Origin of the sequence: Streptomyces albofaciens JCM 4342, from assembly GCF_008634025.1 — a bacterium.
GTDB classification, from domain to species: Bacteria; Actinomycetota; Actinomycetes; order Streptomycetales; family Streptomycetaceae; genus Streptomyces; species Streptomyces albofaciens.
Map to the genome: position 1 here is coordinate 1,155,799 of NZ_PDCM01000002.1, position 13,789 is coordinate 1,169,587.

The window sequence follows — 13,789 nt, forward strand, 5'->3', positions numbered from 1 at the left end:
AGCGGCACCGTCGGCGGCCGTGCCGGCACCACTGGCACCACCGGCGGCCGCGCCGACAACGTCGTACGCGCCGGACCCGTTTCATCAATCCCGCTTATCGATTCATTCGCAGTTCGCTGTTGATGGCCCGGACCGGGTTCAGGAGACTTGATCGACATGGTTGACCGCACAGCACCCCCGCAGGGGGAACCCCGTCCCGCCCTGCGCCAGTGGCTACAGCTCATCGTGGTCCTGGCGGGCACGTTCCTCGTCGAACTCGACCTGTTCATCGTGAACGTGGCGCTCCAGCCGATCCGCGCCGACCTGGGTGCCACCGTCACCGAGATGGAACTGGTCGTCTCGGGCTACACCCTCGCCTTCGGCCTGGTGCTGGTGACCGGGGGCAGGCTCGGCGACCTCTTCAGCTACCGTCGGCTCTTCGTCATCGGGGTGACGGCCTTCAGTGCCGCCTCCCTGGCCTGCGCGCTGGCGTGGGCTCCGGGCGCCCTGATCACGTTCCGCGTGCTCCAGGGCGTCGCGGCGGGGCTGATGCTGCCGCAGACCCTGTCGATCATTCAGATCGAGTTCTCCGGCCGCTACCGGGCCATGGCCTTCGGCGTCTTCGGCGCGGTCACCGGGATCGCCACCATCATCGGCCAGACCTTCGGCGGCCTGCTCATCACGCTGGACATCGCCGGCCTGTCCTGGCGGACGGTCTTCCTGATCAACCTTCCGTTCGGGCTGGCCGCGGTGCTCGGCTCGCTGATGCTGCTGCCCAGGGACCGCAAGGACGAGCGGCCGAGCCTGGACCTCATCGGTGTGCTGCTGCTCACCGTGACCCTGCTGTTCGTCATCGCGCCGCTGATCTTCGGCGGTGGCGAGCACGGCCGTCCGGCGCTGCTGGCGCTGATGGTCCTCGCCGTCTTCGGGGGCTGGGCCTTCACGTACTGGGAGAACCGCACCAAACGGCGGAACGGGCTGCCGCTGGCCGATCCCGAACTGGTGCGGCACCGCAAGTTCCGGGCGGGTGCGGGGCTCTCCCTCACCTTCGTCGCGGGGAACACCGGACTGTTCTTCCTCGTCTCGCTCCACTTCCAAGGCCCGCTGGGCTTCTCCCCGCTGAAAGCGGGTCTGGTCTTCACCCCGCTGGCCCTCTTCTTCGGCATCGCCTCCTTGGTGGCCCCGAGGATCCAGCCGAGGGTCGGACACCACGTCCTGACCATCGGGTACGTGGTCAACGTGCTCGGCACCGTGGCGCTCCTGGCGGCGGCGCTGCACTACGGCGAGGACCTGCCGGAAGCGGCCGTCATCGCGTCGTTCGCGGCCATCGGCTTCGGTGAAGGGCTCGGTCTGACCCCGCTCATCAACATCGTGCTGACCGGGGTGCCCAAACGGGACGCCGGTTCCGCCTCCGGGGTGCTGGAAACCGGTATCCAGATCGGATCGGCCCTGGGGCCGGCGCTGCTCGGCACCGTATACGCCGCCGCGCACTCGTTCGTCTGGGGCCTGGGCGTCAACCTCGCGCTGGCCGTGCTGGCGCTCGCCTTCGTCCCGATGCTGTCGCCCTCGCGCGGCGGCGAGGTGCCGGAGCGGAGCGAGGAAGCGCGCACGCCGACGGCCGCTTCGGCGGGATGAGGACCGCCGCGCTCCTTCCGGCAGGCGCGGTGCCCGGCCCGCGAGGAGCCGGGAAAGCTCCCGGACTTGGGGTAATCCCCCGGTCCTGAGTCCGGGAACGGGACTGGCCCACACCTTTTGTGGGCCAGTCCCCCATGTCGTTCGCCCCCGCCCGAACGGTGTGCGTGTGCGCTGAGTGACGTCCTCAGGGCGAGCCGGTATCGCCCGGGACGCGTCACCGGAGTAGCCGTGCCGAAGTGGGCACCGCTCCGGCACACGCGGCATCACGGACGGCGGCGAGGGCCCTGTCAACAGCCCTGGACGTACGGGCCCGAGGTGCTTCACGCCCCGCCATGCGATGTGTGACAAACTCCGGCGTATCACTTCGGTCTCTCAATGCGAGCGGGCAGGGGCGGGTATTGCCGTTGTCCCTCCGCGCTAGCGAAGTGCCCCTATGTACGGGCCGGTTCGGGCCGACGGCCGGAGGGCACGGCAGGGCGGAAGGCACGGTTCACACGCCGGTTCCCCCTCGCTCCGCGAGCCTGTCCGCACACATGTTCTCCCGGAAAATTCCAAGGGAATCCCTTGAACAGGCCGGATGAACGGTCCGGGCACTCCGCCGCCTGTCCGACGCCGGAGAACTCCCTGGCCCGGGGCATGACGGGAGCCCCAGCCCCCTCGGCCGCGCCTCACGCACCCGCGCCCGGGGGCCGGCGGTTCACCGGTCACCGAGGTAGCGCGGCGGCTTCAGCCGCGAAGAACGACCTCGGTATCCGCGGCCGATCGCACCGGCCGTTTCCTTTTGTTCCCCGAAATGAATCAACCGGCGACCACGGCTGCACAGAAGAACGCTCCCGGACGGCGCCGGAAAGAATTAAGAATTCAGGAACGCCTTTCCTTTCCGGTCGTCGAGACGCCGACTTCATGCCACTCTCTTTTACCTCGGTCATCGTCTTCCCGACCCTCCCCCACCGGGACAGACCAGCACAGACCGCACGACCGGAACCTCTCGGCCACCCCGCCCCGCAACAAAAACAATCAATCGTATCCGGCGCCCGCCATACCTAAACTCGGAGCGCCGGGGAGGCTTGCAGATTTTACCCGCCAATTACTCCGCCCTCGGCTCGCCCAAGACCCTCGGCCGGGAATGCAGGACCGCCGAAAAGTGACGCAGAGTAGCAATCTTCGACTTCGTTATGTGCGCGTTGCACGGGTCAAAGAGTGATGCATGATAGGCGAGTTGCCGCATCTCCTCGCCAGCAGGGAAGGAATGAGAGATGAGTGCTGCCCACTCGTCGTACAGCTTTGCTTCGCGTCGCACCGACGACCCCATGGGGAGTTTCATCCGGAGTGTCTTCGAATCCCTTCCACGGGCGGATCAGCGCCGATGGGCAAAGGTGTATTTACAGGGGCTCATCGAGGTCACGGGGAAAAAGAGCATCCGCCGCATCGCAAGCCGGCTGCTGGACGAAGGCACCGAGACCGCCACCCAGTCGCTACAGCAATTCGTCAATCAAAGCCCCTGGGACTGGACTCCGGTGCGGACCCGGCTGGCCGAAGTCGCACAGCACATGATGACTCCTCACTACACCGCCGTACGAGAGGCGGTCATACCGAAGAACGGACGTCACTCGGTGGGGGTCTCCCGCCAGTACATCCCCGCCGAAGAGCGCACCGTCAACTGCCAGGTGGGGATCGGCCTGATCCGGACCGGGGAGTGGGCAGCGGTTCCGATCGACTGGCGGCTGCACCTCCAGGACGAGTGGATCAAGGATGCCCGCCGCCGGGAGCGCGCCCGGATCCCGGACACGGTCCGGGCGAAGAGCAGGGCCCAGCTGGTACTGGACATGGTCGACGACGCCACCGCCCACGGGATCACGCTGGGCCCCGTCGTGGCGGACCTGAAGCAGCTGGACGACATGGCCGCCCTGATCGTCGGCCTGGACGACCGCGGACAGGACTACCTGGTGGAGGTCGGTCCCGATTTCAGCGTCATCCCCGGCATCCACGGCTCGCCCTCCCCCGCCCTCGCCGGAGCACCGGGACAGCGCCCGGCCGCCCGGACGACCACCGTCCGGCAGCACATGCTGCCCAGAGGGCCGCACGCCCCGATACGGACGGCCGACCGCCGCAGGAACTATGTGCTCTCCTCGCTCATCCGCCTGCCCACTTCCTCCTCGGCCGGCGCCATGCCGCACCGGATCCTGGCCGAATGGTCGGCCGCGCATCACCGGGCCCGGCGCATGTGGCTGACCAACCTCGCCCAGCGGGACGTGCGGAAACTCATGGAGTTGGCCGGCGCCTATACGCACGGTGCCAAGGCATTCCGCTACCTGCGGGAAAACTACGGGATGCAGGATTTCGAAGGCCGGTCGTTCGTGGGCTGGCACCATCACATGACCCTGGTCTCGGCAGCTTATGCGTACGACTCCCTGGGAGTGGCCTACCCCGACTCCGCCACCGAAGCCCTCTCCGCATGACCTACTTCGTCGAGTCGCTGAAGTCACCGACGATCCGCTTCCGAACATTGTTCCCCGATTCCCCGGCCGCTTCCATTGACAGAGCAGGCCGCACCGCCGGGCAGCGCCGCGCGCGGAGGAAATAGCCGTCCGCCGTCCCCATGGGAACTCCGGCGCACCGCGGCACGAAGACCTGCCGTACGGAACAGTTCACTTCGGCAACCGGAGACATCATGATCCACCAGCTGATCTTCGCTTATCCCAAGCCGGGCCTCTCCGAGCAGGATTTCCACCGCTACTGGATCGACGTACACGCGACCCGCTACGCCAGCAGGATTCCGCACATCCAGCAGTACAGCGTGGGCACCCGCATTCCGCTGCCGGGAGAATCCGGCGACCCGCGGTGGTGCGGCGTCGCCGAGATCTGGCTGCCGGACGAGGAACGGCAGCTCGCTTCCCTGCAGACCCCGGAATTCCTCGACGGCGCGCGGGCCGACGAGCCCCGGTGGGCGGCCTTTTGGCGCACCCTCGGCCTCGACACCGACCCGCACATCGTGCTTCCCGGCCCGCCCCGTACCGACCGGACGTCGGAAGCCAAGCTCTTCCTCCTGACCAAGCGCCGGGAGGGCATGCCGCTGGCGGAGTTCCGTGAGCGGAGCAGGCGCCGGCACGCGGGCGTCGCCCTCCAGGTCCCGGGCCTGATCCGGTACCGGCAGGGCTTCACCCGCGACCCCCTGTACGCCGTCGGGGAAGCCCCCCTGGACTGCGTGTACCAGTTCAGCTTCGCCGACGTTCCCACCCTCCACGCCGCGCTGCGCTCCCCCGGGTTCCAGCGCGTACAAGAAGATCTGGGCACGTTCACCAACCCGCGCTACGTCCACACCTTCGCCGCGCGGGAAAACTGGATCACCGGCCCCTCCTTCGTCTGACCTCCGTGCGGAGCGGGCCGGTTCCGCTCCGCGCCCCGCCGGCGGATGCGCCGTGCCGGCGCGTCCGCCACGGCCGGGAGTACGCGCCGTGGACGCCCTGCCCGCACCCGCGTACGGGCGTTGCCCCCGGTCGGAGCGCAACTGTCGGGCCGTCTTCTGCTTGACACGCGATATCGGCTGCTGGGGACAATCGATGGTCCGGTCACCGTGTTCGTCCGCACGAGCCCGTCGAAGCCGCCGCGGGACATCGGCACGGACGTGGGCGAACTCCTCCGTACGGCCCGGCGCCTGTGCCCTGTCGAAGGCGGCGGGCCGGCAGTCCTTGACCATCTCCGTCGGGAAGGTTTCCTGCGCCATGCCTTTGGCCCTGCTCGCCCTGGCGATCTCGACCTTCGGGTTCGGCACCACCGAATGTGTCGTGATGGGGCTGATGCCCGACATCGCCGGTGACCTGGGCACGTCGGTACCCACCGCCGGAAACCTGGTCTCCGCGTACGCCATCGGCGTCGTCATCGGCGCGCCGCTGCTCACCGCGCTGGGCGCCCGCGTCCCGCGGAAGAAGATGATGCTCGCCCTCATGGCGCTGCTCATCCTCGGCAATCTGGCCTCCACCCTCGCGCCCGGCTTCGGCACCCTCCTCGTCGGGCGGGTGCTGGCCGGACTGCCGCACGGCACGTTCTTCGGCCTGGGCGCGGTCGTCGCCGCCCGGCTGGTGCCCGAGCACCGCCGCGGCCGTGCCGTCGCCGTGATGTTCCTCGGCCTGACGGTGTCCAACATCCTCGGCGTTCCCGCGGGCACCGCGATCGGCCAGCACCTCGGCTGGCGCACCACCTTCCTCATCGTCACCGCCATCGGTCTGCTGGCCATGGCCGCGATCGCGATGCTCGTCCCCGAACTTCCGGAGGAAGGACGGTCCGGCCTCGGCGACGAGCTGCGCGCCCTGTGGAACCGCCAGGTGCTGCTCGGCCTGCTCACCGCCGTCTGCGGATTCGGCGGCGTGTTCACCGTCTTCAGCTACCTCGCCTCGCTGACCACCCGGGTGACCGGGCTGCCGGAGTCCTCGACGACCTGGGTAATGGCCCTCTTCGGCATCGGCATGACCCTCGGCGCCCTGGCCGCGGGCCCGCTCACCGACCGGGCGCTGCGGCCCACCCTCTACGGAGCACTCGCCGCCCTGGCGGTCGCGCTGCTGGTCTTCACCTTCGCGCTGCATCACACCTGGCCGACGCTGATCATGGTGGTCGTTCTGGGTGCCGTCGGCTTCGGGTCGGTCACGCCGATCCAGATGCTGGTGATGACCCAGGCTCACAACGCTCCGACGCTGGCCTCCGCCTCCAACCAGTCCGCCTTCAACCTGGCCAACGCCGGAGGCGCCTGGCTCGGCGGCGCGGTGGTCTCGGCAGGGTTCGGCTGGCCCTCGACGGCCGTGGCCGGGGCGGTCCTCACGATGCTCGGTCTCTTCGTCGCGCTGCTGGCCGGCTTTCTGGACCGGGGCCGCACCGGCTCCATCTCCCGGACGGCCGCGCGCGCCGAGGAGCCCGCGCGCCGCGCCGCGGCCGCGCCCTCGCGCGCGGAATGACGCCGGCGGCGCCCCGCCGGTCCGGCTCCGGGTACGTCATGGCGGTACCCGGAGCCGGCCGGCGGCCGGGCGGCAACGGCCCGGACGGCCGTGCGCCGACAGTCCGGCCGGTCACTGGGCGAGATAGCCGCCGTCCACCGGCAGCACGACGCCCGTGATGAAGGAGGCCGCGTCGGAGGCGAGGAACGCGATGGCCTCGGCCACTTCCCGCGGCTCGCCCAGCCGCCGCATCGGATGGATCCGTTCGATCTCGGCGAGACGGTCCGCGCCGCCCGGCTCCTCGGCCAGCCGGCGGACCCATTCGGTGCGCGTGGTGCTCGGCGCCACCGCGTTGACCCGGATACCGTGCGCCGCCCACTCGACGGCCAGGTGCATGGTCAGCCCGGACGCCACGAACTTGGCCGGTCCGTAGGTGGCTTGCCCCGCCTGGCCGGCCAGTCCCGAGACGGAGGACAGGCAGACGATCGAACCGCCACCCGCCCGGCTCATCTCCTCGATCGCGTACTTGCAGGTCAAGAACATGCCTCGGCCGTCGATCCGCATGACCTCGTCCCAGTCGTCAGCGGTCGCGTCGAGGACGTTCACCATGGGTATCACCCCGGCGTTGGCGACCAGTACGTCGAGGCGTCCGAACCGTTCGACGGCGGAGCGCATCATGCGGCGCGCGTCGTCCGGGTCGGCCACGTCACCGGCCACGGTCTCGACCTGATGGCCCTCCTTCGCCAGCGCTTCGCCCAGTTCGCGCAGCGCCGCCTCGTCCCGGTCGGTCGCCGTCACCAGAGCGCCGGATTCGGCGAACAAGGCCGCGGTGGCCCGCCCCAGCCCCTTTGCCGCACCGGTCACCACACAGGACTTTCCCTTGAGATCGGCCACTGCTGTCTCCTCCTTCGTCCACAACTTCCGCGTCCGTCTTCGTCGGTGCTCGCCCGCCTAGCCGAGCGGTGCCATATCGCGGATCAGGTCCGCCGCTCGCTCCGCGATGGCGATCGTGGGCGCGGTCGGATTGCAAAAAATGGTCGGCATGACCGAGGTGTCGACGACGCGCAGGCGTTCCGTTCCGCGCACCCGCAGTTCTTCGTCGACCACCGCGCCGATGGCGCAGGTACCGGCCGGGTGGAAGGCCGTTGACGCGTGACGGCGGACGTAGGAGCGGAGGTCCTTCTCGGACTCCGAAGCCGGGGCCTCCACCGGCGTCCGCACATACGGCGCCAGCGCCTTCTGCCGCCCGATGTGGAGCGACAGCCGCAGGCTCGTCACCGCGAGTTCCATGTCCTCCGGTTCCGAGAAGTAGTGGTGCTGGATCCTCGGTTTCATCATGGGGTCGGCCGAGAACAGGCTCACTCGTCCCCTGCTCTGCACGTCGAGGATGTCCGCGCCGAAGGAGACCGCGTGATGGCTGGTGGTGAGCCCGTCCTTGGTGAACATGGTCGGCGCCACGTGGAACTGCAGGTCGGGTGCCGCCACACCGGAACGCGACCGGACGAACCCGCCGGCTTCCGAGATGTTCGACGTCAGCGGCCCCGTGCCTTCCTGGAAGAACTGTTCGGTGGCCCGGGGATCGGCGGCATTGAGCAGACTCACCGGCTCCGGGTGGGTGAACACCAGCAGGGCGTGCGGATGGTCGCTGAGGTTCTGGCCGACCTCGGGCTGGTCGACCACCACGGGAATTCCGTGTTCCCGCAGGTGCTCCGCCGGGCCTATTCCCGACAGCATCAGGAGGTGCGGCGAGTTGTACGCGCCCGCGGAGACGATCACCTCGCGCGCCGCGCGGATCTCGACGACCTCGTCACGGCGCAGGCCCTGGATCCCCGTCGCCCTGTTCCCCTCGAACAGCACCCGGTGAGCCTGGAATCCCGTCTCCACCGTGAGGTTGCGGCGGTCCTTCGCCGGGTGCAGATAGGCCGTCGCGGCGCTACAGCGCCGTCCCTTCTTCTGGGTGAGCTGGTAGAAGCCGAAACCGTCCTGGACCGGGCCGTTGAAGTCGTTGTTGGAGGGGTATCCGGCCGCGACCGCGGCTGTGACGAACGCTTCCGAGATCACATTGCCGGAGCGGGGGTCGCATACCGTCACAGGGCCGTCCGCGCCGTGGTAGTGCGAGGGGCCCCGCTCGTTGTTCTCCGCCCGTTTGAAGTACGGCAGGAGCTTGTCGAACGTCCAGTCCGGCCGCTTCCACGCGTCGTAGTACGCGCGGTGGCCACGGCTGTAGATCATGGCGTTCATGGACGTGGAGCCGCCGACGACCCGCCCCCGCGGCAGATTGATCCGGCGCCCGTCGCAGAACTCCTCCGCCTCCGACTGGTGATTCCAGTCGCAGGAGCCGCCGAACAGCCGCGGGAAGTAGAGGGGCACGTGAATGTTGCAGCCCTCGTCCCCGAGCCCCGCCTCGATCAGACAGACGGTGACATCGCGGTCTTCGCTCAGCCGTGCGGCCAGCACGCAGCCGGCCGCGCCGGCACCAACGATGACGTAGTCGTACACAGTGACTCCTCCTGTAGCCGGCGGGCCGCGGAGCTGCGGCGGTTCCCGCGTGAAGAAACCTGCCCGGGGCGCTCGTCCGCGTCGCAGGGCAGGTGCGCACGGACCGTGTCGGTGATCAGGACGTGTGCTGAAGCATCGCGGTGATCACGTTTTCCCAGTCGGCGCGGGCCAGTTCGTGGCCGGCGTCGTCCAGCGGGAACAGCTTGGCGTGCGGAATCTCCGCGGCCAGTGCTTCGGCGTGCGCCATCCGGTACATCTCGTCCTGGACTCCGTGGATCACCAGAGTCGGTGCCTTGATCCCGCCCAGCCGCGGGCGCCAGGGTTCGCCCCGGTCCATGACGAGGTGATTCCTCGTGGCGGGAAGGACGTCGGGAGCGCGGTCGAAGATCTCGCCGGCGAGTTGCCGCGCGGCGGCCTCGTCGAACGCGCGCGTACTGCTCGCCAGACATCGCCGGGTCGCCACGAGGTGGTCGGTCACCGCCGCCCGGTCGCTCCAGTCGGGCTCCGGGATGTCGTCGAGTGCGATGCTGAGCCGCAGCGTCGGCGACGGCAGATCCGGCTGGTACGGGTCGGTGACGCCAGGGCTCGACGACAGCAGGGTCAGTGAGGTCACGCGGTCGGGATGGTTGATCGCGGCGAGCTGGGCCAGCATGCCGCCCAGCGACATGCCGACGAAGTGCGCGGTGTTGATGTCCAGACGGTCCAGCAGGGCCGTGGTGTCCGCGGCCAGGTCCTGGAGCGTGTACGGCGGCCGCCCGGCGGGGTAGCTGGTCGAACGGCCGGTGTCACGGTGGTCGTAACGCACGACGTACCTTCCGCCGTCGGCCAGCCTCCGGCAGAAGTCCCGGTGCCAGACGAGCATCGAATCCGACGCGCCGGCCATGAGGAGTACCGCCGGGTCCTGAGGTGCGCCGAACGTCTCCACACAGATGTCGACGCCGTCCGCCTGGACGATGTGCTCGCGCATGGGGCTCCTGTTTTCGAGGGGAACGGAGGGGGGAGCGGAAATGCCGAGGGAGTCGATGAGCGCGGAGTACGCCGCGCGCTCCTCTCCGACACCGTGGAACTTGCGGGCGAAGTCCTGTCCGCGTTGCCCCAGACGCTCGGCCCGGGCCGGGTCGGAGACGAGCCGCTGCGCCTGTTCGCGGAACTCGCCCGGAGTGGCGAAGACCAGCCCGGTGTCGTCGTGTTCGACCAGGCATGCGTTGCCCGGGATGTCACGGACGAGGACCGGGCATTTCAGCTCCATGGCTTCGAGGACGGCGTTCGGGCTGCACTCGCTCAGCGATGAGTTGACCAGCGCTGTCGCCTCGCGCATGGACGCGTGCAGGTCCTCGGGAGGCAGGACGCCCGCATAGGTGATGCCCCGGCTGCTCGCGATACGCCGCAGCACGATGCCCTCGAAGTCGGGGTCATAGCTCGTTCCGGTGATGACGAGGTGGACGCGCGGGTTCTCCTCGTGCCAGGAGCTGACCGCCCTGAAGAGGAACAGCGGGTCTTTCACCGGCCGCAAGCCGGACGGCAGCAGGAACATCTCGGCCTCGGGGGCGAGCCCCAGCTTCTCCCGCAGGGAGAAGGCGGAGGGCTTCGTCCAGACCGCTTGCGGGATGTGGTGCACCTTGCCCTGCGTCTGCGGCCAGAGGGACAAACATCGGTACAGGAAGTTCTCGTTGAGAGCGATGAGGCCGGACGCGCGCTCCACCGCCTCCGTCATGACCGTGAGGTACTCCTCTTCCAGGGAGAACTCGTTGAGGTCGGTTCCGGCGAAGATCAGTAAGTACGGAAGGTCGAGTTTCAGGAACGCTTCCCCGCTGAAGAGCGCATGGGTGCCGATGAGCAGATCGGTCTCGTTCTCCTTGGCCACCCGGGCCAGTCGGTGCGTGTCGTCGGGCGCGGGCACGAGGGTGACACGGTGGCCGCCGGCCGACAGATGCGCGGCGATCCGGCGGATCGTCGTGTCGTTTCCTGACGGCCGGGGGCTGTGGAGCAGGGCGAGAATATTCATGGGAACCCTCATCCGGTACATCGAGATTCGGCAGGCTTGTGATGTCGTGGATGGTTATTCCGTGGGAAAGGACGGCCGGCCCCGGTCCGGAAAAGGCAGGGGCGGCGTCAGCCGCATCGATGAATCGATGATGAGAAATCCTGGTGCGGCGGGCATCAATAAGCGTGCCGGCGCGCTACCTCCTCGCGCGGTACGGGCGCTTCCCAACGGACCGACTGCTGCGGTAATTCTGCGACGCGCTGGACTTCAGATTATCTTGCGGCGCAATTGTTCGGCCACGTGGCCGGCGGAAGTTGAACAGTGCGCCGCCGAGCGGATTCCGCCCCGCAGGAGGCAATGTTCGTCTCCCGTCAGGCGTTTGTGTACGGCGCGGCCCGGAATCCTGGAAACACCATTCCCGTCCGCATGCCCCAAGGCGGGCAGACCGGTCATCGGGCGCCGTTCGACCATGCACCGTGGCAGGTTGCACAAAGGCAGAGAACGCGCAGCCCGGCGTGGACCTGCGGGCGTCCGACCGCACTGACCGCACTGGCCTTTCGCGGGGTCCCGGGAATCGGCCCACGGCTCGGCTCGAACAGGCCAGGGTTGCGCGTAGAGTGACACGCCATACGGTGCGGACCGTACGGCGCCAGAAATCACATGGCGGGGGGAGCTTTGCTACTGATCAGCCCTGGAACGGCATTCCAGCGCCTCGGCGAAGCTGGACCACTGCCGAGCGAGGCCATGCGCCATTTCGATCACCAGGGCGGCGCAATGGGCCGGCACCCATTCCACAACGTTGTTGCATTTGTCGGCGCCGTTGACCTGTGCGCCCAGCCATTTGATCAGGTTGCGGCCGATGCCCCGCGAGCGCAGCGACGGGTCCCTGCGCAGCCGTTCGAGAATGACCGCCGGCGGCCTCTCGCTGCTCCGGTCCGCTCGTCCGGCCCCGGCGGACCCGGTCACCGTGGTGTGCTGCCCGCTTTCCTTCCTCAGCTGCTTGTCGGGGACCGGACTGCGCCCCTGGGACAACCGCTGGCGCACATCTCGCACCGTGGCCACGGAGATCCCCGATTCCCGGGCGACCTCACGCAGTGAGGCCTGCGGATTGTCGTTGATCAGCTCGGCCGCACGTCGCCGCCCGCCCGCGGTGCTGAGCGGACGCACTTTCCCGTCGCGGCCGAGCCGGGTGTTCAACCGTTCGGATTCATCAGTCGTACGCCGGCGGATCGCGCCCACGGTGGCGGCGGAGATTCCGGTGGCCCGGGCGACGGCCCGGTCCGACCAGGCCGGAAAGAGGCTCAGGATCCTCTGGGCGGCAGCGCTCCGGTCCGCCGGGGTGAGCGGGAGGCCGTGTGTGATGTTCGCTCGCACGCCCAGCAGGAACGCGTCGCTCTCGTTCCCGTCGAAGAAGTGCACGAGGATCTTCTCGTCGCCCCGTTGGCGGGCGGCCAGCACGCGGTGCTCACCGTCTATCACGTGACCGGTACCGCGGTGAACGAGGATCGGCGGGAGCGGCTCGTCGCAGTCCGCGAGGAAGCTGACGTGCCGCGGGTCCGGCCCGCCCAGCCTCGGGGAGCTCCCGCACACCAGGGAGCGGAGCTCGACGTACTGCGTCGGAAGGCGGCCGGCACCGGCACCGCGCGAGGCCGGCGTCCCGTCCTTCGTACCCTCGGCCGATTCCACAGGGCTCGGTGAATGCAGTTCACCGCTGTAAGGCATTCTCTTCCCCCGACAGTCGATCAGAGATCTGCTGTTGCTGCCTTCGTCGCACCGTTTTCCGGAACCTGTCCTGAAAGTGCCCCCTTCGTTCGCCGCTCCGCGATCCGGAAGAGTTCAGCGTCGGGAGAGCAAGCGCACTCCCCCGTACGGGCAAGCGGCCCGGAGGCAGGCCCGTACGGAACTCCTGGAGGGAAATGACTCCGGCCCACGCACGGGGCGCCGGACTCGACGGGAAATTTCCGGCCGGGCGGCAAGGAACCGCGACGGCCAGGACCGCGACGGCGGCGCTCAGGGCGCCGGGCGGCTCTTCGGCCGGCTGATTCCTTCGCGTACCGCCCGCGCACGCAGAAGGCATCGAGGCGGCATCTTCGCCGGCCCCGGACGGAGCCGTCCGTGAAAGGCGGACGTTCGCCTCAGGGTCTTGCCTGTGAGCGCGCCAGCTCGGCAAGCCCAGGCGTGGTCGTGCCCGGGTGACGGGTGAATTCGTGCGAAGGACGCACGCACTTGGTCACATCACGGAAGAAGGCGACGCATTCGCCGACCGTGTCGGAGCGGGTTGCGCAGATACCTGCCCGCTCGTCCCGCCTCTCGGGGTTCGTCCGGTCTGTGGCATCCGGCCGGGGTGCCACAAGCGGGAACTGCCCTGCACGACGGGGAGGGACAGGTCGCGGACAGCGGCCGTTTCGCCGCTCCTCCTGTCTCGGGCGGGCGCGACAACATATGCCGATGCGCCCCGCACCCACTAATTGCTTACACATACCTGCCCCCTTGCCCAGAGCCGTGTGAGCCCTGGCTCGGCCCCTACGCGCCTGCCGTCCGGTCGGCAGTTACATTCGCGCGCCAACCAACTCCGAAGACTATATTGGTGCGTGGTCAACTACAACCGCCACCATGTAAAATCGCCTCAAAGTCGCCGCCGCGCATGACTTTGTCAAAACTGCCGCCGGCCCGATAAGCCGAGAGGCCGGCGACCGGCGAGCCCGTAACAGGTGACCATTCAATGACAGTGTCGGACGGATGGGCCGGGACGTAAGAAGTGCCGGGC

General features: G+C 68.7%; 8 protein-coding genes. 4 read left to right on the forward strand and 4 right to left on the reverse strand.

The genetic code is table 11. The annotated features are described in order from the left end of the window. The first annotated feature begins 156 nt into the window (after window positions 1-156). The 4 genes from CP973_RS25440 (at window position 157) to CP973_RS25455 (ending at window position 6,560) form a co-directional block, all read left to right on the forward strand. Window positions 157-1,614, forward strand: a complete 1,458-nt coding sequence (locus CP973_RS25440; protein ID WP_150245641.1) for an MFS transporter — start codon at window positions 157-159, stop codon at window positions 1,612-1,614. A gap of 1,310 nt (window positions 1,615-2,924) precedes the next feature. Next, window positions 2,925-4,073, forward strand: coding sequence for an IS701 family transposase (locus CP973_RS25445; RefSeq protein WP_280119059.1), 1,149 nt, complete (start codon window positions 2,925-2,927; stop codon window positions 4,071-4,073). Window positions 4,074-4,285: 212 nt separating this feature from the next. Then, window positions 4,286-4,981 (forward strand): EthD domain-containing protein, encoded by a 696-nt coding sequence (locus CP973_RS25450; protein WP_150245647.1) that lies wholly within the window; start codon window positions 4,286-4,288, stop codon window positions 4,979-4,981. Window positions 4,982-5,336: 355 nt separating this feature from the next. Then, window positions 5,337-6,560: an MFS transporter gene (locus CP973_RS25455; RefSeq protein ID WP_150245650.1), complete on the forward strand. Its 1,224-nt coding sequence runs from the start codon at window positions 5,337-5,339 to the stop codon at window positions 6,558-6,560. Window positions 6,561-6,671: 111 nt separating this feature from the next. On the opposite strand, the gene CP973_RS25460 is transcribed toward CP973_RS25455, so the two are convergent. The 4 genes from CP973_RS25460 to CP973_RS25475 form a co-directional block, all read right to left on the reverse strand. Beyond that, on the reverse strand, window positions 6,672-7,433 hold the full coding sequence (locus CP973_RS25460) for an SDR family NAD(P)-dependent oxidoreductase (RefSeq protein WP_150245653.1): 762 nt from the start codon (window positions 7,431-7,433) through the stop codon (window positions 6,672-6,674). A 57-nt stretch (window positions 7,434-7,490) separates the two neighbouring features. After that, window positions 7,491-9,038, reverse strand: a complete 1,548-nt coding sequence (locus CP973_RS25465; protein WP_150245656.1) for a GMC family oxidoreductase — start codon at window positions 9,036-9,038, stop codon at window positions 7,491-7,493. A gap of 115 nt (window positions 9,039-9,153) precedes the next feature. Beyond that, a complete protein-coding gene (locus CP973_RS25470) occupies window positions 9,154-11,043 on the reverse strand; it encodes an alpha/beta fold hydrolase (protein ID WP_150245659.1) in 1,890 nt (629 codons plus the stop codon). A 657-nt stretch (window positions 11,044-11,700) separates the two neighbouring features. Then, window positions 11,701-12,480: a hypothetical protein gene (locus CP973_RS25475; RefSeq protein ID WP_208853298.1), complete on the reverse strand. Its 780-nt coding sequence runs from the start codon at window positions 12,478-12,480 to the stop codon at window positions 11,701-11,703. Window positions 12,481-13,789: the final 1,309 nt, after the last annotated feature.

What these genes read in the sequence shown, in the direction of transcription:
- CP973_RS25450 (WP_150245647.1), top strand. Translation starts at nt 4,286, where the DNA reads ATGATCCACCAGCTGATCTTCGCTTATCCCAAGCCGGGCCTCTCCGAG.
- CP973_RS25455 (WP_150245650.1), top strand. Translation starts at nt 5,337, where the DNA reads ATGCCTTTGGCCCTGCTCGCCCTGGCGATCTCGACCTTCGGGTTCGGC.
- CP973_RS25445 (WP_280119059.1), top strand. Translation starts at nt 2,925, where the DNA reads ATGGGGAGTTTCATCCGGAGTGTCTTCGAATCCCTTCCACGGGCGGAT.
- CP973_RS25440 (WP_150245641.1), top strand. Translation starts at nt 157, where the DNA reads ATGGTTGACCGCACAGCACCCCCGCAGGGGGAACCCCGTCCCGCCCTG.
- CP973_RS25470 (WP_150245659.1), bottom strand. Translation starts at nt 11,043, where the DNA reads ATGAATATTCTCGCCCTGCTCCACAGCCCCCGGCCGTCAGGAAACGAC.